This window comes from Streptomyces sp. NPDC091377 (assembly GCF_044757045.1).
Classification (GTDB): domain Bacteria; phylum Actinomycetota; class Actinomycetes; order Streptomycetales; family Streptomycetaceae; genus Streptomyces.
In genome coordinates this window covers 110,551-130,435 of record NZ_JBIVUE010000008.1, presented here as the reverse complement: position 1 = coordinate 130,435, position 19,885 = coordinate 110,551, and the positions used below count along the sequence as shown (strand labels likewise).

Genomic DNA, 19,885 nt, shown 5'->3' with positions numbered 1-19,885 from the left:
GCCTGGTCCCAGTCGGTTCGGTGGCCGGTCGGTTCGGTGGTCGATCGGTCCGTGGCCGGTCGGTCCGTGGCCGGTCGGTTCGGTGGTCGGTCGGTTCATCGGTCGGTCGGGTGGTCGCTTGTAGGTCGGGTCGGGTCCAGGAAGGTGCGCGGATGGCTGGGACGGAGTCGGGTGGACGGGCCAGCGTATGGCTGGGGGAGCAGGGGGCACGGCGAGGGGGGCGGGGCGGGCAGCCGCCCCATCTCGACCGGGACCGGATCACCGGGACGACCGTACGGCTGCTGGACGCCGAAGGGCTCGCCAAGTTCTCGATGCGCCGGCTGGCCGCCGAGCTGAACGTGACCGCGATGTCCGTGTACTGGTACGTCGACACCAAGGACGACCTCCTCGAACTCGCCCTCGACACGGTCTACGGCGAACTGGACCTGCCCGACTCCGCCGCCGACGACCAGGACTGGCGCGATCAACTGCGCACGCTGGCGACCGAGTACCGCGCCCTGCTGGTCCGCCACCCCTGGCTGTCCCCGCTGGCCGGGCGATATCTCAACATCGGCCCGAGGTCCCTCGCCTTCTCCCGCGAGGTGCGGGGCGTCATCCGGCGCGCCGGGCTCCCGGCCCACGGCGAGACCGGCGCGATCTCCGCTGTCTTCCAGTTCGTGTACGGCTTCGGCACCGTCGAGGGCCACTTCACGACCCGCGCCACGGACGCGGGCCTCAGCCGCGACGAGTACTTCCGTCAGGCCATGGACTCCGTGGAGGAAGTCCCCGAGACGCGGGACGTGCTCGCCGACGCCGTGGAGATCATGGAGGCGAGGGGCGGCGACACGGTGGCGGAGATGCTGGACCGGGACTTCACCTTCGCCCTGGACCTCCTGGTGGCCGGCATCGAGGCGATGGCGGACCCCCCCGGGAGCCCCAAGAGGCCCGGGGACTCCGAGGACTCCGGACACTCCGGGGACTCCGGACACTCCGGGGACTCCGAGGGCCCCAGGGACCTCTGAACACGGGGGCGCTCAGCTGCCGGACACCAGCCGAGCCGGGAAACCGCCGGTGGCGATCGGGCCCCACCGCTCCGGCGTCACCCGCACCACCGACTTCCCCTGCCGCACCATCGCCGCCCGGTACTCGTCCCAGTCGGGGTGCTCACCGGCGATGTTCCGGTAGTACTCCACCAACGGCTCGACGGAATCCGGCGAGTCGATCACCTCGGCGCTGCCGTCCACCTGCACCCACGGCCCGTCCCACGCGTCGCTCAGCACGATCACACTCACCCGGGCGTCCCGCTTGGCGTTCCGTGTCTTCGCCCGTTCCGGGTAGGTGGACATCACGATCCGCCCGGAGTCGTCGACCCCGCAGGTCAGCGGCGACCCCTGCGGCCCTCCGTCGGCCCGCCTCGTCAGCAGGATCGCCCGGTGCCGGGGCCGTACGAAGTCGAGCAGCCCGGCCAGGGAGACCGTCGTGTTCGTAGCGATGTTCGGTGCCATGAACGGCAGCGTAGGGCCTGCCCCGGCCCGGGCGGCAGATCAGTCGGCGGGGTGTCCCAGGGTGATGTCGTGGCGGTCGACGCCGTTCCCGGTGACGTTCAGCGCGGTCGCCACGGGCGCGTAGCCCGCCGCGATGACGGTGTACCGGCCGCCGTCCAGACCGGTGAAGGCGTACGCGCCGTCCGCGCCGGTGGTCGTGGTGCCGACGACCTTCCCGGCCGCGTCCACCAGGGTGATCCTGGCATCCGTGAGCGGGCCGTGCGGGGCGCGGACCACGCCCTGGATCCGGGCGCCCGCCGCGAGCCCGAGCCGGATGTCGTACGAGACCGGCGCACCGGCTACGACGATCGTGGACGCCTGCGGCTGGAAGCCGTCGGCGGAGGCGATCAGGACGTACGATCCGGCGCCGGGCGCGTCGAGCGAGTAGGAGCCGTCGGGCCGGGCGACGGAACGTCCGAGCTGGCGTCCGCCGGGCGAGATGAGGGTGACGACGGCCCCGGGCACGCCCCCGCTCCCGCCGCCCTCCCGGACGTGTCCCCCCACGGGAACCCCGGCCCCCACGGCGGGAATCCCACTTCCTACGGCCCCTACGGCCCCTACGGCGGGAATCCCGCTCCCTCCGACCGGAACCCCGCTCCCTCCGACCGGAACCCCGGTCCCCCCGCCGTCGGGGATGTTGGTGCCGTCGTCGGTGGCCGACGCCGCGGTGGCCTGGGCCAGCGCGCCCTGGGTGCGCAGCGGCACCTCCTTGATGAACAGCGAGGCGAGCAGGGCGAGGAAGGCGACGGGGGCGGCGTAGAGGAAGACGTCGGCGATGCCGCTGCCGTAGCCGCTCTCCATGAGGGTGCGGAGAGGGCCGGGCAGGGTGTCCATGTCCGGGATGGCGCCGCTGGTGTCGCTCGCCCCGGCCAGCGCGGCGGCCGACTCGGGGTCGAGGGAGGCGGCGCCCTCCTGGACGTAGTGGGCGATGCGGTGGCTGAGGAGCGCGCCGAGCGCGGAGACACCGACGGCACCGCCGAGGGAGCGGAAGAAGTTGACGATCGAGCTGGCGGCGCCGAGATCGCCCGGGGCGACCTGGTTCTGGGTGGCGAGCACCAGGTTCTGCATCATCATGCCGATGCCGAGCCCCATGAGCGCCATGTAGAGGCCGACCCGCCAGTACGGGGTGTCGTACGCGATCGTGCTGAGCAGTCCGAGTCCGCCGGTCACCAGGGCGCCGCCGATCAGCAGCCACGCCTTCCAGCGGCCGGTACGGGTGATGATCCGGCCGGAGACGGTGGAGGAGACGAACAGGCCGGCGATCATCGGGATGGTGAGGACGCCGGACATGGTCGGCGACTCGTTGCGGGCCAGTTGGAAGTACTGGCTGAAGAAAATGGTCCCGGAGAACATCGCGATGCCGACGAAGAGCGAGGCGAGCGAGGACAGGGTGATGGTGCGGTTGCGGAACAGCCGCAGCGGGATGATCGGCTCGGCGGCGCGGGACTCCGTGAACACGAAGACCAGCAGCAGCGCGAGCGTCCCGCCGACCATGCTGTACGTCTGCCAGGAGGCCCAGTCGTACTTGTCCCCGGCGAAGGTCACCCACACCAGCAGCAGACAGACCGCGGCCGTGATGAAGAAGGCCCCGGCCCAGTCGACCCTGGTCCGGGCCGTGCGCTTGACGACGGGCAGGTGCAGGGTGCGCTGGAGCACCACCAGGGCGACCACGGCGAAGGGGACACCGACGTAGAAGCACCAGCGCCAGCCGAGCCAGTCGGTGTCGGTGATGACCCCGCCGATCAGGGGGCCGCCGACCATCGCGGTGGCGAACGTGGCGCCGAGGTAGCCGTTGTACCGGCCGCGCTCCCGTGGGGAGATCATCGCCGCGAGGATGATCTGGGCGAGCGCGGAGAGCCCGCCCATGCCGATGCCCTGCACCGCGCGGAAGGTGATGAGGGTCGCCGGGTTCTGCGACAGCCCCGCCGCGGCCGAGCCCAGCATGAAGACGACCAGCGCGATCTGGATCAGCAGCTTCTTGGAGAAGAGGTCGGCGAGCTTGCCCCACAGCGGGGTGGAGGCGGTCATGGCCAGGAGGGAGGCGGTGACGACCCAGGTGTAGGCGCTCTGGCCGCCGCCGAGGTCCTTGATGATGTCGGGCAGGGCGTTGGAGACGATCGTCGAGGACAGGATCGCGACGAACATGCCGAGCAGCAGCCCGGTCAGCGCCTCCATGATCTGCCGGTGCGACATGGGCTCACCGTGGGAGCCGCCCCCGTGCCTGGCATGCGCCGGCCGCGCACCAGTCGGCGTCGTGGTTGCCATGGGCTTCCTTCTCTTCCTTCGTGCGAGGGTGGGCGATCGCGGCGGTGTTACGGGGCCGCGTCTGTCAGCCGGGCCGGGCGGGGACCGCGGCGCCGAAGCTCTCCAGCAGTCGGTTCATCAGCCCGATGAGCCTGCTGAGGTCGTCCTCGTCCCAGTCGCGCAGCCGGTCGGCGAGCAACGAGGTCATCCGCAGCCGGAGTTCGGCCAGGACCTCCCGCCCGGCGGGGGTCAGCCGCAGAATGCGGGAGCGTTTGTCCGTGGGGTCGCAGATCCGCTCGATCCAGCCGCGCTCGACGCAGTGGGTGACGTGTCTGCTGGTGACGGACATGTCCACGGCCAGCAGTTCCGACAGCCCTCCGATCCGCATGTCCCCGTACCGGTCGATCGAGGTCAGCACGGCCAGGGTCCCCGTCGGACAGGAGGCGGGCAGGACCCGCGCCATGTCCCGCTTCACCGCGCCGACGGCGCCGAGCTGCCGCGCCAACTCGGCGTACTGCGACGGCTCCGCCATCGTGCCCCTCCCCGGATCCCCGAACTTTTCGTTGCTTCAGGCAACCGTAAGAGCCGTTGGTTGCTGAAGGCAAATAAAAGGATCGTAAGCCCGGCAAAAGTTTGGCAAAGGCACGTATTGGCGGATGTAAAGGTGCTGGTGGGGTGGGTGGGCGGAGGGGGGTGTTCACCCCCTGGCGCTACGGTCTTCCCGCAACCCCGGCTTGGTCAGCCTTCGGCGACTTCGCTAGGGTCTCGGGCCATGGCCAACTCCCAGCATCCCCAGGGCACCCCGGACCCCGCAGGCAGCACCCAGATGTTCCGCGCGTTCGTCGACGAGGAGCCCCAGGGGGGCCGTCAGCGGCAGGCGTCCTCGGGCCCCAAGCTCGGTCTGATCCTCGGCGTGGTCGCGGCGGTCGTGATCGTGGCCGCGGTGGCTTGGCTGGCGCTCAAGTAGCGGGCCTCCTGGATCGCCTGGTCAGCTCCGGTTCCCGCCGTCCTGGCCCGGTCGGCACCTCGTCGGCCCGGGTGGTGATCACGCCCCGGGGCGGGGGACGAACACCGCTTCTCCGCCGGGGTACTTCACCGTGACGTCGTGCTCCAGGTGCGCGCCCAGCGCCAGCATCCCCTCGTAGAACCGGTCGACGCACACGGTCCAGGTCTTCTCGACCCTCTCCCCCGCCCGGATCGGCACCGGCAAGGGCTCCGTGGACTCCACGGTCGCCCAGTCGACGCCCAGCGCCCCGATGACATGCGTCCCGAACGTCACCGTCCCCGAACCCACCGCCGTACCGCCGGTGTTACGGAAGCCGACGGTGACCTCCTCGCAGTACCGCCGGTCGGTGGCCTCCTGCTCCGGCACGCTGACCTTCAGCACCCCGGGTCCGGCGGGGGTGCCGGGTGCCGGGGGCGGTGGGGAGGAGGACGGCGCGGGGGATCCCGACAGGCCAGAGTCGGGGTCGGGGTCGGGGCTGGTGTCGCTGCCGGTGCCGGTGTCGGTGTCGGTGCCGGGGCCGGTGGGGGGAGCGGGGGCTGGGTCCGGTTCGGTTCCGGTTCCCTTAGGGACGGCATTCTCGGACTGCCCTGACTGCCCTGACGTGGCTGGCCGCCCTGACGTCCCGGGCTCACGGTCGGGATCCAGCGGGACGAGCCGTACGTCATCCTCCGAGGGTCCGGTCGCCTTCGCCGTACGGCCGTCGCCTCCCGACCCCACGGCCACGAACCCGTCACCGTCTCTGTCTCCGTCACCCCCTCCGCACGCGGCCAGGACCAGGCCCAGGCAGACGGACGCCGCCGAGGCACCGATCAGGGCGCCCCGGCGGCGGGGTGTCGAGACGGCTCGGCGCATCGCGGGAAGCATCGGGCCATGGTGGCTGACGGTATGTCAGAAAGGAAGGGATCGGAGCAGAGCCGAAGTCGGTCCCGGGCCCGGTCCCAGGTCGGTCCCAGGTCGGTTCCGGGTTGGTTCCGGTCGGTTCCGGTCGGTTTCGGGCCCGTCGGTCCCGGGTCAGTCCGAGATCAGCCCTTCCCGGAGCTGTGCGAGGGTCCGCGTCAGCAGTCGGGAGACGTGCATCTGGGAGATGCCGACTTCCTCGCCGATCTGGGACTGGGTCATGTTCGCGAAGAAGCGGAGCATGATGATCCGGCGCTCGCGGGGCGGCAGCTTGGCCAGCAGGGGCTTGAGGGACTCGCGGTACTCGACGCCCTCCAGCGCGGTGTCCTCGTAGCCGAGGCGGTCCGCGAGGGAGCCCTCGCCGCCGTCGTCCTCGGGGGCGGGGGAGTCCAGCGAGGACGCCGTGTAGGCGTTGCCGACCGCGAGGCCGTCGACCACGTCCTCCTCGGAGACCCCGAGGACCGTGGCGAGTTCGGTGACGGTCGGGGAGCGGTCCAGCTTCTGGGACAGCTCGTCGCTCGCCTTGGTGAGGGCCAGCCGGAGTTCCTGGAGCCGGCGCGGGACCCGCACCGACCAGGAGGTGTCCCGGAAGAACCGCTTGATCTCACCGACGACCGTGGGCATCGCGAAGGTCGGGAACTCGACGCCGCGCTCGCAGTCGAACCGGTCGATCGCCTTGATCAGCCCGATGGTGCCGACCTGGACGATGTCCTCCATCGGCTCGTTGCGGGAGCGGAAGCGGGCCGCCGCGTACCGCACGAGCGGGAGGTTCAGCTCGATCAGGGTGTCCCGTACGTACCCACGCTCAGGGCTGTCCTCGGAGAGCGCGGCGAGCCGCAGGAACAGGGAGCGGGACAGGGTCCGGGTGTCGATGGACTCCGAGGCGGCCGGCGTGGCCGGAACGGCCGGGGCCGGGACGGCCGTGAGGGCCGAGGTGTCGTCGATGGTGTCGATGGGGCCGAGCGTGTCGAGCGCCGGCGCAGGCGCCACTTCGCTCTTTGTCAGCGTGAGCACCTTCGAGCTGCCCTGTTCTGCGGACATGCCACCCCCTCTGGGTCGCGGGACGGTCGCGGCGGCCCCTCTGGCGAGGAGCGCAGCCTTCACCTGAATACCGGAGCCTGAGCCCCGGCAAACGCGCTTCCGGCAGAATGTCACATGTCGGCAACACGCTGTAGTGACATGTCGACATGCGAGACGCGAATCAGCCCTGGAAACAGTGGGTGTGACGGTTTTTCAGGGGGATTATGTCGACTGGGGCCCCGGTAGGTGATTCGCTCTTATCGGTGACAGATCGATCTCGTGTTTGGGTGTGCGCCGGTCGGACTTCCGGCACCGGGCGGCTCCGGTTGGGGCGCACCGGCCCAGCGGGTCACGCGTCAGCGGAGGCTCCGGTTCCGCGCGGTGCCGGGGCGGTCAGGCGTCGATCCGGTTGGCCGTTCGCAGCCGTTGGAAACTGCGGGCCAGCAGCCGGGAGACATGCATCTGCGAGACACCGAGTTCCGCACTGATCTGGGACTGTGTGAGGTTGCTGTAGTACCGCAGCAGCAGAATTCGCTGTTCCCGTTCCGGAAGCTGCACCAGGAGATGGCGTACGAGGTCCCGGTGCTCCACGCCGTCCAGGGCCGGGTCCTCGTAGCCGAGCCGGTCCAGCAGGCCGGGCAGCCCGTCGCCCTCCTGGGCGGCCTCCAGCGAGGTGGCGTGGTACGACCGCCCGGCCTCGATGCAGGACAGCACCTCGTCCTCGGTGATGCGCAGCCGCTCGGCGATCTCGGCGGTGGTGGGGGAGCGCCCGAAGGCGGTGGTGAGGTCCTCGGTCGCGCTGTTGACCTGGACCCACAGCTCATGCAGCCGGCGCGGTACGTGGACCGTGCGGACGTTGTCCCGGAAGTAGCGCTTGATCTCGCCGACGACCGTCGGCATCGCGAAGGTGGGGAACTGCACGCCCCGCTCCGGGTCGAAGCGGTCGATGGCGTTGATCAGGCCGATGGTGCCGACCTGGACCACGTCCTCCATCGGCTCGTTGCGGGAGCGGAAGCGGGCGGCGGCGTAGCGCACCAGCGGGAGGTTGGCCTCGATCAGCGCCCCGCGCACCCGGTTGTGCTCCGGCGTACCCGGCTGGTGCTGCTTCAACTCGGCGAACAGCACTTGGGTGAGCGCCCGGGTGTCCGCCCCCCTGCTGCTGCGCTGCGGTGCGCCCGGCTGGGCCTGCGGCAGGGTGCCCAGCGGCGACTGCGGCGTGCCCGTCCCGGTGGCCGGAGCGCTTGCCGGGGACCCCGGGGACCCCTGGGGCGGCGCTTGAGGCGCAGTACTGGCCGGCACGGTCAACTCCACCTCGTCATTCGTCGACTCATCGGTCAACTCATCCGTCAAAAGCGGTCATAGCATCACAAGACATGTGCACTGTGTGCAAGCACCCCATAACTCCGTGTTGGGCGGTGTTGAGCGGTGTGGGGCGGTGTGGGGCGGTGTGGGGGCGGCGTCCGGCACGACGAAGCCCTCCGCCGTCGGACGGCGGAGGGCTCATTCGGTGGGCGGCTGCGCCCGACTGGGGGGCGGCCGGAGGACTGGCCGGGGGGCCATCTGGCCCCAGCGGACGGTCGGCACCGGTCGGCATCAGGGCCGGATGGTCCCGGGTTTTCGGACGTGTGGTCTGCCGGGCTCAGGTCTCGATCTCGTAGTCGGCGATCACCCACGTGGCGATCGCGCGCCACAGCGCGGCCCCGGCCTGGTGGTCGGGGTGGGCCAGGTAGCGCTGGAGGGCGTCCCGGTCCTCGACGGAGGAGTTGATGGCGTAGTCGTAGGCGATGGGCCGGTCGCTGAAGTTGCGGGCGAACTCCCAGGAACGAAGCTCGGTGACACGCTGGTCGAGGCCCTGGAACGCCGCGATGGCCTCCGCGACCCTCGGGTCGTCGTGCGCGACCCCCTCGTTGAGCTTGAACAGCACCAGGTGGCGGATCATCATTTACCTCCGTTTGCGGCCCAGGTCATGAAGTCGCCGATGGCCTTGGCGGCGTCCGAAATGCCCTCGAAGGCTATCTGCACGTAGTCGGCCGCCTTGGCGGGGTCCGTGATGATCAAATACAGCACGAAGACCACGAGTACATAGACCGCGATCTTCTTCGCGTTCACCGCCACCGCGGCCTCCTCTGTGCCTGCTGTGTCCGCTGTTGTCGGCGGCGAGTGTAGCTTCACGTCCTATTTAAGGACCAACGGCCCACTGGACGGGGCCGTTTGCCTCCCTCCCCCACCATCGCCCCACGGTCACCATGGAGAGGTGGCCGCGCGGCCCTGGCAGGAGCCCGCGACGGCCCGGAACGGACCTCTCACTGCGGGGTGCGCGCCCCTGTCTCCCCCGTGACCGGCGCGTACTTGAGGGTCCGTCCAGGAAGGGCCCCGTCGGCGGACGGGGCCTTTCTTCGGGTCTCCGGCGCTTCGCGCTACCGGAACACCCCCGTAGCTGCGGGGGGTTGTATGCAAAACACCCCCCTGTCTGTGTTTCCACAGCTCAGGGGGGTGTGAGAGCGGTAGCGGAGGGATTTGAACCCTCGGTGACTTGCGCCACACTCGCTTTCGAGGCGAGCTCCTTCGGCCGCTCGGACACGCTACCGAGGGAGACTTTACCGCACGGTGGGGCGTGCTCCGAAATCGATTCGGGAGCGGTGCCGGACCCCGCGACGCCGGGATGATCCGAACGACAGGCTCTAGGTCAGCGGGTGCGGAAGAACGTGGTGAGGAGACGGGCGCAGTCGTCGGCGAGCACGCCTTCGATCACCTCGGGACGGTGGTTGAGCCGACGGTCGCGTACGACGTCCCAGAGGGAGCCGGCCGCGCCCGCCTTGGCGTCGGCGGCGCCGTAGACCACCCGGTCGACCCGGGACAGCACCAGCGCGCCCGCGCACATCGTGCAGGGCTCCAGGGTGACCACCAGGGTGCAGCCGGTGAGCCGCCACTGCCCGAGGGCGGCGGCGGCCCGGCGGATCGCGAGCACCTCGGCGTGGGCCGTGGGGTCGCCGGTGGCCTCGCGCTCGTTGTGCCCGCTCGCGAGGACCGTCGTACCGTCCGCGGCGAGTACGACGGCGCCGACGGGCACGTCACCACCGGCGACGGCCCGTCCGGCCTGGTCGAGGGCGAGTCGCATGGCGTCCCGCCAGGGATCACGCACCGGGTCGGGGTGCGGGGGCGTGGTGGTCAGCGGACGGTCTCCAGGACGTCCGAGGCGCCCAGGGCCTCGGCGATCTCACCCAGGGCGTCCTCGGACAGCGACAGCAGTTCCTTCTCGCTGACCCCGAAGTCGTCCAGGATGCGGGCGTCCCCGACCGGGCCGGACGGCACGGACGAGTCGGCGTCGCCGTCCTCACCGTCCTGGTGGTCGGGCTCGCCGTCCTCGGTGCCGTCGAGGTCGAGGGCGTCCAGGTCGGCACCGTCGTCGGGATCCCGGCCGAGCAGTTCGTCGGTGAGCAGGATCTCCCCGTAGCTGCTGCGGGCGGCGGCGCCGGCGCTGGACACATAGATCCGCGGGTCGTCCTCGCCGTCGATGCGGACGACGCCGAACCAGGCGCCCTCCTGCTCGATCAGCACCAGCACCGTGTCCTCGTCGGGAGCGGACTCCCGGGCCAGGTCGGCCAGATCCGACAAGGTCTCCACATCGTCGAGCTCTGTGTCGCTCGCTTTCCACCCGTCTTCGGTGCGCGCGAGCAGTGCGGCGAAGTACACCGTGACTCTCCCACTGGTCAGAGGCGTGCCGGTTGGGGGTCCCCCCGGCGGAGGCTGCGGGTGGGGAGCGATGCTCCGAGCCCCACCCACTCGGAATCGTGGCAGAAACAAGGCGCTCAGGGGACGTCTTCCGCTCCCTGTGTCTGGCTCTTTTGATCGCGCGTGAGCAAAGAGCCGTCAGCGCGCTCGCCTCCACCACCTGCGGATCGTACGCGCCTTTCCCTCGCCGGCCCGCACGACCACCCGGTCAACGCCCGGGCGGGGCACGGTTCTTCCCCGGGCGCGGCGCGGCCCCGGCTACCAGCGGAACGTTCGCATGCGCATCGCGCGGCGCAGCCGGGCCGCCTTGGCCCGGCGGGGCTGCACCCGGTCGCGCAAAGCCCGGGCCTCCGCGAGTTCCCGCAGGAACTGCGCGCGCCGCCGCCGGCGCTCGGCGTCCCGCTCCGCCCGTTCCGTCCGTTCCGCCCGTTCCGCGGGCTCCACACGTTCCGCCGGGGGCTCCGCGGCGCGGCCCTCACGTATCTCGTGCCTCTCGCGCGTCTTGTCGTACGTCCTGTCGTACGTCCCGTTGTACGTCCTGTGTGTCACGTACGTCTCACTCGTCTCGTCGGCCGCGCCCGGGCCGCGGGCGTTCTCGTTCCGCTCGTCGGGGTCGTCCGGGTCGTCCGGGTCGGGTAGGTCCCGCAGGTCACGCATGGGTTCATCACCCCCGTCCGTCCCTCCCACTTTCCCCCGGACGGGGGGTTTGATGCCAGCGCGCGGGTGCAGGGGGCGCGGTTACTGTTATGGGCATGCGTCTCCATGTCGTCGACCACCCCCTGGTCGCTCATAAGCTCACCACGCTGCGCGACCGCCGCACCGACTCCCCGACCTTCCGCCGGCTCGCCGACGAGCTGGTCACCCTGCTCGCCTACGAGGCCACGCGGGACGTGCGGACCGAACAGGTCGACATCACCACGCCCGTCACCGGGACCACCGGCGTCAAGCTGTCCCACCCGCGCCCCTTGGTGGTGCCGATCCTGCGGGCCGGGCTCGGCATGCTGGACGGCATGGTGCGGCTGCTGCCGACCGCCGAGGTGGGCTTCCTGGGCATGATCCGCAACGAGGAGACCCTCCAGGCGTCGACGTACGCCACGCGGATGCCGGAGGACCTCTCCGGGCGGCAGGTGTATGTGCTCGACCCGATGCTCGCCACCGGCGGCACGCTGGTCGCGGCGATCAAGGAGCTGATCGGGCGGGGGGCCGACGATGTGACGGCCGTCGTGCTGCTTGCCGCGCCCGAGGGCGTGGAGATCATGGAGCGGGAGCTGGCGGGAACGCCGGTGACGGTGGTGACGGCGTCCGTGGACGAGCGGCTGAACGAGAACGGCTACATCGTGCCGGGGCTGGGCGACGCCGGGGACCGGATGTACGGGGCGGCCGAGTAGCCGAGTAGCGGAGTAGCCGAGCAGCAGGGGCCGGGGCAGGGGCTTCGGGGGGCCGGACGGTCGTTCTCCCCCCGGTTCACCCCTGGCGGGGCGCGGTCGGTTCCCGGGTGCTCAGCAGTTGCGCTTCGCGGCCTTCGCGGTCGGATCCGGGGAGGTCAGGGTCGTCAGGGCCCGGTCCGCCGCCGTCCGGCTGGTGAGCTGCTTGAAGTCGTCGCCGAGGATCAGGTCGATCTCTTTGCCCTTGCGGGCCGCGTCCGTACGGCGTTCCGCGTCGGCCAGCTGGGTCGCCAGGACCGGCAGGGTGGAGTTCAGGGCGGCGCTGGGGCCCAGCAGTATGCCGGTGCCCTTGACCTTCTTGTCGTAGGTCTTCCCGGCGTTGCCCACCTCGCCGATCTTGAAGCCGCGCTTCTTCAGCTCGTCGGCCGTGCGCTTGGCGAGGCCGGAGCGGGTGGTGGCGTTGAGGACGTTGACGGTGATCTTCGCGGGTGCGGGGACGGCCCCGGCCGGCTGCGCGGAGCGCCGTGCCTCCGGGGACGCGGCGCTGCTGCCCTTGGTCGCGCACTCCGCCTCGGCCGCCGTCGCCGACGCCTTGTCGCCGCCGCCCGTGAAGACGTCGATGAGCTGCAAGGTGCCCCAGCCGGCCAGGCCGAGCGCGGTGGTCGAGGCCACCACGGCGAGCACGAGCCGGGCCCGCCGCCGGGGCCGGCGCATCCGCGGGTACTTGCCCCCCGTGATCCGGTACCGGCCGCCCATGCCGGGGGGAGTCAGCATGCTCATGAGCGCAGCGTAGTGCGCCGGGGCGGCGATGCCTACTAGATGATCATTCGACGTCGCTCAGTCCAACCCGAAAGGGCCAACAGGTGTCCCACGGGTGCGTCGGGGCGGAGGTCAGTCGAGTTCCAGGACGCGCGCGTGCAGCACCTGGCGCTGCTGGAGCGCGGCGCGGACCGCGCGGTGCAGTCCGTCCTCCAGATACAGATCGCCCTGCCACTTCACGACATGCGCGAAGAGGTCGCCGTAGAAGGTCGAGTCCTCGGCGAGCAGCGTCTCCAGATCGAGTTGCTGCTTGGTGGTCACGAGCTGATCGAGGCGGACCGGGCGCGGCGCGACGTCCGCCCACTGCCGGGTGCTTTCCCGGCCGTGGTCGGGGTACGGCCGGCCGTTTCCGATGCGCTTGAAGATCACACGGAAAGCCTACCGGCCAAGAGCTTCACGGCGCAGCCATGGAAGGGGGGTGCGGCCCCGGAAAAGATGCCGTGAATCGGGGCAAACCGGGAGACTGGATGCACGAGTTCCAGACAGAGGCTCCTTGAGGCCCCCTGACAGGGCAGGGACAGAGCCGACACAGGGCGGACACAGGGCCGGGACAGGGCCGGGACAGAGGTCTGAGATGAGCGACAGCGAGACCGGATCCGCGGCGACCGGATCGGCGGCGACCGCATCCGCGGCGACCGGATCGGCGGCGACCGGATCGGCGGCGACCGGATCGGCGGCGACCGGATCGGCCGGCGGGACGGGCGGGAAGTCGGAAGGCGGGAAGCCGGAAGGCGAGAAGCCGGCGGGCGGGAGTCCCTCCGGTGGGACCGGCGCCTCCGACGGGGCCAGTTCCTCCAGCCCTTCCAGCCCTTCCAGCGCCTCCGGTACGTCCGTGCTTCCGCGGCCCGCCCTGGAGATCGCCGCCGGGTACGCCTTCGCCGGGCCCGCCCTCGACCTCGGCGCGCTGCTCTGGGACGGGGCCTGTCTGCCGGACGCGCAGGTGCGGATCCCGTTGCCGATGCTCAACCGGCACGGGCTGGTCGCGGGCGCCATCGGCACCGGCAAGACCAAGACGCTCCAGCTGATCGCCGAGCAGCTCTCCGCCCAGGGCGTGCCCGTCTTCCTCGCCGATATCAAGGGCGATGTCTCCGGGATCTCCGCGCCCGGCGCCGACAACGACAAGGTGCGCTCGCGTGCCGCCGAGGTCCACCAGGAGTGGGCGGCGACCGGCTTTCCGGCCGAGTTCTACGCGCTCGGCGGTATCGGCCACGGCATCCCCGTCAGGGCCACCGTCACCAGCTTCGGGCCGGTCCTGCTCTCCAAGGTGCTCCAGCTCAACCAGACCCAGGAGCAGTCCCTCGGGCTGATCTTCCACTACGCCGACCAGAAGGGCCTCGAACTCCTCGACCTCAAGGACCTCCGCTCGGTCGTCGCCTTCCTCACCTCCGACGAGGGCAGGGCCGAGCTGAAGACCATCGGTGGACTGTCCACCGCCACGGCCGGGGTGATCCTGCGGGCGCTGACCGCGTTCGAGGCGCAGGGGATGGCGGACTTCTTCGGGGAGCCGGAGTTCGACACCTCCGAGTTGCTGCGGACCGCCCCGGACGGGCGCGGCACGGTGTCGGTGCTGGAACTGGCCGCCGTGCAGGACCGGCCGCAGTTGTTCTCCACCTTCCTGATGTGGCTGCTCGCCGATCTCTTCCACGATCTGCCCGAGGTCGGTGACGCCGACCGGCCGGGGCTCGTCTTCTTCTTCGACGAGGCCCATCTCCTCTTCAACGACGCGTCCAAGGCGTTCCTGGACTCGATCACCCAGACCGTCCGGCTGATCCGCTCCAAGGGCGTCGGCGTGTTCTTAGCTTCCGATACTTTCTCCCTATGAACACGGAGGAGCGGGAGCGGGCCGGGGGGTACATCCGGCAGAGCCAGGAACGGCAGGACAAGTCCGAGGGGTCGCCGCGTGCGCAGCGGGAAGCGTGCCGCGCGGAGGCGACGAAAAGGGGCTACGACTACGTAGGCGACTACGAGGACAAGGATCTGTCCGGCTACAAGGTCGGGGTGATCCGGCCGGAGTTCGAGCGGCTGTTGAGCGATGCTCGCACCGGACGACTCGACGTGATCGTTGTGCACTACGTCAGCCGGTTCTCTCGCCAGAGTCCCGAGGACGCCATTCCCGTCGTGATGGAGCTGCACCGGCTCGGCGTCACGATCGTCTCGGTCAACGAAGGCGACTTCCCGCCCGGTGACACGATGAAGCTGATCATGCTCATCATGCGGCTGGACGCGGCCCACCAGGAGAGCGCCAACAAGTCCAAGCACATCAAGGGAACCAAGAAGATTCTCCGCGACGCCGGTTCATGGGTCGGGGGACTCCCGCCGTACGGCTACGCGACGGAGGAGGTTCGGCAGGGCGGCTTGACGATTCGGAAGCTTGTGATCGTCGAGGACGAGGCCGAGGTGATCCGTGAAGTCGTGCGCACGATCCTGGAGAACAAGGACCGTCCGGCGAAGGCGGGCCGCCGGAACCCTGGTTCGCTGGCAGGTATCTGCGCTGACCTGAACGCGCGAGGCGTGCCCACGAAGACCGCGCGCCTGAACGGTAAGTGGCGGGGCGCGGTGACCGTAAGCACCCCGGGCCGGAGCAAGCCGCCGCAGTGGGAGGTGACCACCCTCAAGCGGATCTTGCAGGACCCCCGCATGATCGGTCACGCCGTCGAGCCGGTCTACGAGCACAAGGAGACCAAGGACGGGGCGATCCGCACACAGATCACGGGGTACCGGACGATCCGGAACCCGGAGACCCAGGAACCCATGATCAGTCACGACGCCATCCTTGAGCCCGCCGACTGGCACGCCGTGCAGGCATGGCTGATGACCCGTGGCCGGGGGCAGGGGCTCAACCGGGGCACCTCGCTTCTCAGCGGACTTGCCCTGCTCTTCTGTGAGTGCGGCTTCACGATGTCCAGCAACGGCAACCAGAGCGCCACGGCGTCCTACCGGTGCTCCCGGCCCAAGGGAGCCGCCACGGAGGGGCACACGGGCGGCAACAGCATCAAGCGCGAGCACATCGAGGACCATGTGGCACGCGCCGTTCTGGCGAAGGTGTCGAGCGCGGACGAGGACGACCCCGAGGCGGTTGCACTCATCGAAGAGGCCACACGTCGGTTCGCTGCGACGATCGCGAGCCCTGAACTGGTCACCGAGCGCGCCGAAGTCGTCATGAGGAAGAAGGACCGCGAAGCGGCTCTCAACGAGCTTTACGACGACCTTGAGAACGACGTGTACAGCGGACCGGTCGGCCGGACGCGCTTCAAGGAGAAGAAGGCCGAACTAGAGCGGGAGATCCAGGCGTTGGAGTCACGCATTGAGGATCTGTCCCGCGTGGAGACGCCCGACCTTCCCATTGAACAGTGGGTCGGAGGCGACGAGCCGGACGGGGACCCGATCGGCTCGGGGTCGTGGTGGCACTCGGCCGAGCAGCCGGACAAGCGCTCTTTCCTCCGGCTCTTCGTGGATCGGGTCGTGGTGGAGAAGTCCGAGGGACGCGGGAACAGGTGGGAGGAGTACGACGCGAGTAAGAGGGTGACGATCGAGTGGGCCAGGAAGCCCGCAAGCCCCGACATGTGAACCAGCGTTGAGCGCTGATCAGCCCCGTCCGGATGCCATCCCGGGCGGGGCTGATTGCTGCCCGCATCGTTTGCCTACGCGGCGGTTACCACTTCAGGCAGGAGGAGCGGCTGCCGGTATGTAGCCGTGCGCCCTGTCGCCGACGGGAGTTCAACCACCGCAAGCGAAAGGTCACATGCCAAATTGTCCCGAGTCGAGTTCATGAGACTACGGATTGATGCTACGGACTCTGTGAACTTCCAGGATATGGAGCGCATTCGGAAGTGGCCGAGATCGGGTGCGCTATCGATCTGGAAAGAGATCTCAGTACTGGGTTGGGGTCCCAGCCGGCCTCGGGCTCTTTCCTTTCGTTCCTTGATGGATTCCGGGCATCCGCAAGGATCGCCCTTGATGCGGTGCGGAGAAAGGAACTGTTGCCCGTCGCAATGGTGAGTGAGGCCATTTTTGCTCCATTTCTTCATGTCGCTGATTATGCGGTGCGGACCGTCAATGACTATCCGAACCTGTGAGGTGTTCGTCAGTACCTCAAACTGATCAGTGCTGCTCGTCTTCCATTCCTCCGGCAGCCCGCCGAGCAGTCGCACGACAACTGCACCAGGACCACGCCCCGGCTCCGCATCCCGGCCACGCGGCATTCAGAGACCCGCCGAGCCTTGCAGGATCAAAGGGGTGGAGGTTCAAGCGTCTTGGGGCTGGGGGCCGACGGCCTACGAGGCTTTAGGCAGCCACCATGGGGCGAGCCTCGAAGAACAGGGGGCCGATCGGGCTATTGCGGGCAGGCTCCAAGAGACTGCCCGATCCGCTGGTGAGCGTAAGGCCCCCTGTTCACTCGCCCCATGGCAGCTCCCGCCCAAAGCCTCTACGGCCGGCGGCGTGCCCAAACCGCGCCACTACCAGGGCAAAGCCCCGTCCCCGCCAGGGCTTCTCGAAGTGGGGGAGACCTCGGTCGGCTATGTCCGGCGGGGACGGGTGTTTAGGGGAGTGGCGAGCTGGAGGCGGCGGTGAGGTCCAGGGCGAAGCCGCACGAGCCCGCGATGGCGATGATCAGCAGAGGTTCGGCGAGGCGGCCTAAGCAGCCCACCGCGCGACGCATCACGCGTGCCGCCAGGTGCGCCACGGACGGGTGATGATCTCCCGGAAGCTGTGGTGCGAGGGGTTCTGGCCGCAGTGCTCCAGGACCCAGCTCTGCGGTTCGGCGAAGTCCTCGCTGGCGTTCGAGGTTTCCCCGCACACTGCGCACTCCATCGCGTACGTGGTCGGTTCCGCGTCAGGCTCACGGTCCGGCGTGAGCGTCCATGTCTCATGGCGGATCACCGATCGGACGGTCACAGCCCCTGCTCCGCCCGCACGTTGGCAGCCTTCACGCCTGCGCTGAGACGTTCCGCAGGGGAAGCGGGGCGGATCTGGGCAGGGTCCGCCTCCCATTCGCAGCCGCCGCCCACCGGGCGCAGCATGGCGTACGGACCGGCCTTGTCCTGGTACTCCCCGACCTTGCGCGTCGCCGGGTCGTACATCAGCTCTCCGCGCTCAGGGGCGGACGTCTCTGGTGTTCTGCTCTGAGTCGCCATGCAAATAACGCTAGGTAGCAGAGCGGTCACGCCTCAATGGCGCTTTGACGGGCCGTCAGCCCGAAGTGCCACACCGCGTCACACCGGGACGCCGATCGCGTCGGCCAGCTCCCGCATTTCCGGGGTGAGGGTGCGCCGACGGGAGATCACCCGGCCGAAGATGTCTCGCGCGTACCGTTGGTTGGGCAACCATTGTGGGGCATCTGCCCTGATGCCTTGCAGGACCTCGACCGTCTTCGCGTAGTCACGCGAGCGGGCATGCGCCTCTGCCACGTCCAGCAGGTGACGGTTGCGGTTGTTGGACGTGGGCCGCATGCCACCCGTAGGTATGCGGGCCGAGAGCTTGAGGACCAAGTCGGGCTTGTCGACGATCATCGCGTTCTCGGCCCGCTTCAGCGTCACCGTGACGGGGCCGAACGCCTGCAAGAAGTCGTCACGCGGAGCGAACTCCCGCCCCATCGCCACCGCCGCCGAGTTGGCGTAGCGCAAAGCGTCCTCGGCCTCTCCGGGCCGGTTGTCCCGGATCGCCGCAGCAGAAGCCCGCAGGAGCAACCAGCCCCACGCGCTCAGCTCCGCCGGAGTCGCCCGCGAGATGCGCGGCTCCACCTCGTCCGCCCACCGCGTCGCCAACTCCCGTGCCTCAGCCAGGCGACCACGCCGCAGCAGGAGCCAGCACTGTGTGTTCACCGTCGCCGCCGCCTGAAGCCGGTCCGAGGACTCGTCCAGGGAACGCGACAGGGCGACGTCGGCCGCCTCGAACTGCCGAGTCTGAGTGAGCAACCAGCCCGTCAGTTGCGAGAGCCGCACACGCACAGCACGCCCCTCGGGCCCGCTGTCGGCGATGAGATCCGCGTCCCGGAGCAGCGGCGGAAGGACCACGCTCAGCTCTGCGAAACGATCACCGGAGAAGAGCGGGAGTGCCGATTCCAAGGCTTCCTGTACGCCGTTCACGGTCGGCTCTTCGGCCACACCGTCCGACCGCAGGGGAGTCACGAGCGCACGCCGGACAGCGGCCCAGCGGTCATCGGCACCAGGTGCCGCCTGCCGCTCTTCCTCGTGTTCGGCGATGAGGCTTGTTGTCGGTACCCGTAGTGCCTGAGCCAGCTGGCGCGCAGTTTCCAGGCGTGTGTCAGCGCGCTCCCCTTGCTCCAGCTTCCTGATCAAGGACAGGGACACGCCGGACTCACTCGCCAGCTGACGTTGCGTCAGGCCGCGCCGCTTGCGCACCTCCTGAAGCCGCTTGCCAATGTCGGCACTCATGATTCGAGCGTACGGCGACGATCGTGCATCCGGGCAGGCTTGCTGTTCCTGCCACCCCTTGGGGGAGGCATGCGCTCGGGGGCCCGAGGGGGGAAGCGGCGAAGTCGCAGGTCGAATACATCGGGTGAAAGTGACAACAGCAGTCGTGACGCAGACCCCGAAGGACGTCGCCGCCGATGTCCTCGCCCAGCTCGGCAATCGCGTCCAGCACGCGCTGCGCGCCTTCACCCCGGACGACCAGAAGGCGCTCAAGGCCACGGTCAAGACCTTCCCGAACTCGGCGTACGACCTCGAAGAACTCCTCACCGGCCTCGGCACCGGCGAGGCCGTGGTCACCGTGCTCAGCGAGAAGGGCGCCCCGACGCCGGTCGCCGCGACCCGGCTGCGCGCGCCCGAGTCCCTGATGGGGCCCATCGAACCGGCGGCACTCGACCAGGCGGTCGCCGCCTCGCGCTCCACGCCCGTTATGCACAGGCTGTGGACCGGGACTCGGCCTACGAGAAGCTCGAACGGCGGGCGTCGGCTCCGCCCGAACCGGGTTCCCCGGCGGGACAGGCCCGGGAGGGACAGGCCGGGGAGGGACAGGCCGGGGAGGGACAGGCCGGGGAGGGACAGGCCGGGGAGGGACAGGCCGGGGAGGGACAGGCCGGGGAGGGACAGCCTCCGGCGGGGCGGGGCCCGGAGGGACCGGCTCCGGCGGGACGGGCGGCTCGGCGGGAGAAGCAGCCGGAGTCGGTCGTGGAACAGGTGGTCGGCAGCGGCATGTTCAAGTCCCTGGCCCGTTCCGTCGGCAGCCAGATCGGCCGGGAGATCACCCGCTCCCTCTTCGGCACGGCCCGCCGCCCCCGTTGAGTCACCGGGTGC

At 69.9% G+C, this 19,885-nt stretch carries 22 protein-coding genes, 1 tRNA gene and 2 pseudogenes; 7 read left to right on the top strand and 18 right to left on the bottom strand.

What is annotated here, in order from left to right; translation table 11 throughout:
• The first annotated feature begins 152 nt into the window (after nt 1–152).
• Nucleotides 153–1,001, top strand: a complete 849-nt coding sequence (locus tag ACIQNG_RS19535) for a TetR/AcrR family transcriptional regulator (protein ID WP_401486458.1) — start codon at nt 153–155, stop codon at nt 999–1,001.
• Nucleotides 1,002–1,013: 12 nt separating this feature from the next.
• Here the strand turns inward: ACIQNG_RS19535 and ACIQNG_RS19530 are convergent, their stop codons facing one another.
• The 3 genes from ACIQNG_RS19530 to ACIQNG_RS19520 form a co-directional block, all read right to left on the bottom strand.
• Complete coding sequence (locus tag ACIQNG_RS19530) at nt 1,014–1,484, bottom strand: PPOX class F420-dependent oxidoreductase (protein ID WP_401486456.1); 471 nt, start codon at nt 1,482–1,484, stop codon at nt 1,014–1,016.
• A gap of 39 nt (nt 1,485–1,523) precedes the next feature.
• A complete protein-coding gene (locus ACIQNG_RS19525; RefSeq protein ID WP_401486454.1) occupies nt 1,524–3,788 on the bottom strand; it encodes an MFS transporter in 2,265 nt (754 codons plus the stop codon).
• A 64-nt stretch (nt 3,789–3,852) separates the two neighbouring features.
• Nucleotides 3,853–4,299 (bottom strand): MarR family winged helix-turn-helix transcriptional regulator, encoded by a 447-nt coding sequence (locus tag ACIQNG_RS19520; RefSeq protein WP_401486452.1) that lies wholly within the window; start codon nt 4,297–4,299, stop codon nt 3,853–3,855.
• A 240-nt stretch (nt 4,300–4,539) separates the two neighbouring features.
• Here ACIQNG_RS19520 and ACIQNG_RS19515 point away from each other — a divergent pair, with 240 nt between their 5' ends.
• Entirely contained in the window at nt 4,540–4,734 is a 195-nt protein-coding gene (locus tag ACIQNG_RS19515) for a hypothetical protein (RefSeq protein WP_401437100.1), read from the top strand.
• Nucleotides 4,735–4,812: 78 nt separating this feature from the next.
• Here the strand turns inward: ACIQNG_RS19515 and ACIQNG_RS19510 are convergent, their stop codons facing one another.
• The 9 genes from ACIQNG_RS19510 to ACIQNG_RS19470 form a co-directional block, all read right to left on the bottom strand.
• The gene (locus tag ACIQNG_RS19510; RefSeq protein WP_401486450.1) at nt 4,813–5,154 is read right to left on the bottom strand and encodes a hypothetical protein; all 342 of its coding nucleotides are present in this window, start codon (nt 5,152–5,154) and stop codon (nt 4,813–4,815) included.
• 630 nt (nt 5,155–5,784) lie between these two features.
• A complete protein-coding gene (locus tag ACIQNG_RS19505) occupies nt 5,785–6,711 on the bottom strand; it encodes an RNA polymerase sigma factor SigF (protein WP_401437094.1) in 927 nt (308 codons plus the stop codon).
• Between the two features lie 372 nt (nt 6,712–7,083).
• Nucleotides 7,084–8,028, bottom strand: coding sequence for an RNA polymerase sigma factor SigF (locus ACIQNG_RS19500; protein ID WP_401437091.1), 945 nt, complete (start codon nt 8,026–8,028; stop codon nt 7,084–7,086).
• Nucleotides 8,029–8,329: 301 nt separating this feature from the next.
• Complete coding sequence (locus ACIQNG_RS19495; protein WP_401437258.1) at nt 8,330–8,629, bottom strand: Dabb family protein; 300 nt, start codon at nt 8,627–8,629, stop codon at nt 8,330–8,332.
• The gene (locus ACIQNG_RS19490; protein WP_401437088.1) at nt 8,629–8,805 is read right to left on the bottom strand and encodes a hypothetical protein; all 177 of its coding nucleotides are present in this window, start codon (nt 8,803–8,805) and stop codon (nt 8,629–8,631) included. Before ACIQNG_RS19490 ends, ACIQNG_RS19495 begins: the two co-directional genes overlap by 1 nt.
• 387 nt (nt 8,806–9,192) lie before the next feature.
• Nucleotides 9,193–9,277, bottom strand: a tRNA-Ser gene (locus ACIQNG_RS19485).
• A 99-nt stretch (nt 9,278–9,376) separates the two neighbouring features.
• Complete coding sequence (gene tadA / locus ACIQNG_RS19480; protein ID WP_401437255.1) at nt 9,377–9,808, bottom strand: tRNA adenosine(34) deaminase TadA; 432 nt, start codon at nt 9,806–9,808, stop codon at nt 9,377–9,379.
• Between the two features lie 50 nt (nt 9,809–9,858).
• A complete protein-coding gene (locus tag ACIQNG_RS19475) occupies nt 9,859–10,383 on the bottom strand; it encodes a hypothetical protein (RefSeq protein WP_401486447.1) in 525 nt (174 codons plus the stop codon).
• A gap of 297 nt (nt 10,384–10,680) precedes the next feature.
• Nucleotides 10,681–10,866 carry a hypothetical protein gene (locus tag ACIQNG_RS19470; RefSeq protein ID WP_401486745.1) on the bottom strand — a complete coding sequence of 62 codons (186 nt, stop codon included), beginning with the start codon at nt 10,864–10,866 and terminating at the stop codon, nt 10,681–10,683.
• Nucleotides 10,867–11,174: 308 nt separating this feature from the next.
• Between ACIQNG_RS19470 and upp the strand changes: the two genes are divergently transcribed.
• Nucleotides 11,175–11,810 (top strand): uracil phosphoribosyltransferase, encoded by a 636-nt coding sequence (gene upp, locus ACIQNG_RS19465; RefSeq protein ID WP_401437082.1) that lies wholly within the window; start codon nt 11,175–11,177, stop codon nt 11,808–11,810.
• A gap of 111 nt (nt 11,811–11,921) precedes the next feature.
• Here the strand turns inward: upp and ACIQNG_RS19460 are convergent, their stop codons facing one another.
• Together ACIQNG_RS19460 and ACIQNG_RS19455 are read right to left on the bottom strand one after the other, a co-directional pair.
• Nucleotides 11,922–12,587, bottom strand: a complete 666-nt coding sequence (locus ACIQNG_RS19460) for a LytR C-terminal domain-containing protein (protein WP_401437079.1) — start codon at nt 12,585–12,587, stop codon at nt 11,922–11,924.
• A 111-nt stretch (nt 12,588–12,698) separates the two neighbouring features.
• Complete coding sequence (locus ACIQNG_RS19455; RefSeq protein WP_004943146.1) at nt 12,699–12,995, bottom strand: type II toxin-antitoxin system VapB family antitoxin; 297 nt, start codon at nt 12,993–12,995, stop codon at nt 12,699–12,701.
• 463 nt (nt 12,996–13,458) lie between these two features.
• On the opposite strand from ACIQNG_RS19455, the pseudogene ACIQNG_RS19450 reads away from it, so the two are divergent.
• A pseudogene (locus tag ACIQNG_RS19450) lies at nt 13,459–14,436 on the top strand (helicase HerA-like domain-containing protein); the annotation flags it as partial.
• A gap of 8 nt (nt 14,437–14,444) precedes the next feature.
• Complete coding sequence (locus ACIQNG_RS19445; RefSeq protein ID WP_401486445.1) at nt 14,445–16,193, top strand: recombinase family protein; 1,749 nt, start codon at nt 14,445–14,447, stop codon at nt 16,191–16,193.
• 74 nt (nt 16,194–16,267) lie between these two features.
• Here ACIQNG_RS19445 and ACIQNG_RS19440 read toward each other — a convergent pair whose 3' ends face one another.
• The 4 genes from ACIQNG_RS19440 to ACIQNG_RS19425 all read right to left on the bottom strand — a co-directional run bounded on the left by ACIQNG_RS19440 (nt 16,268) and on the right by ACIQNG_RS19425 (nt 19,021).
• A complete protein-coding gene (locus tag ACIQNG_RS19440) occupies nt 16,268–16,654 on the bottom strand; it encodes a hypothetical protein (protein ID WP_401486743.1) in 387 nt (128 codons plus the stop codon).
• A 631-nt stretch (nt 16,655–17,285) separates the two neighbouring features.
• Nucleotides 17,286–17,426 (bottom strand): hypothetical protein, encoded by a 141-nt coding sequence (locus tag ACIQNG_RS19435; RefSeq protein ID WP_401437070.1) that lies wholly within the window; start codon nt 17,424–17,426, stop codon nt 17,286–17,288.
• Between the two features lie 92 nt (nt 17,427–17,518).
• Nucleotides 17,519–17,761, bottom strand: a complete 243-nt coding sequence (locus tag ACIQNG_RS19430) for a hypothetical protein (RefSeq protein ID WP_401437068.1) — start codon at nt 17,759–17,761, stop codon at nt 17,519–17,521.
• A gap of 78 nt (nt 17,762–17,839) precedes the next feature.
• Nucleotides 17,840–19,021 (bottom strand): helix-turn-helix domain-containing protein, encoded by a 1,182-nt coding sequence (locus tag ACIQNG_RS19425; RefSeq protein ID WP_401437065.1) that lies wholly within the window; start codon nt 19,019–19,021, stop codon nt 17,840–17,842.
• On the opposite strand from ACIQNG_RS19425, the pseudogene ACIQNG_RS19420 reads away from it, so the two are divergent.
• Nucleotides 19,008–19,415, top strand: a pseudogene (locus tag ACIQNG_RS19420) (helicase HerA-like domain-containing protein); the annotation flags it as partial. The gene ACIQNG_RS19425 and the pseudogene ACIQNG_RS19420 overlap by 14 nt on opposite strands.
• 83 nt (nt 19,416–19,498) lie before the next feature.
• The gene (locus ACIQNG_RS19415; RefSeq protein ID WP_401486442.1) at nt 19,499–19,873 is read left to right on the top strand and encodes a helicase HerA-like domain-containing protein; all 375 of its coding nucleotides are present in this window, start codon (nt 19,499–19,501) and stop codon (nt 19,871–19,873) included.
• The last annotated feature ends 12 nt before the right edge of the window (nt 19,874–19,885 follow it).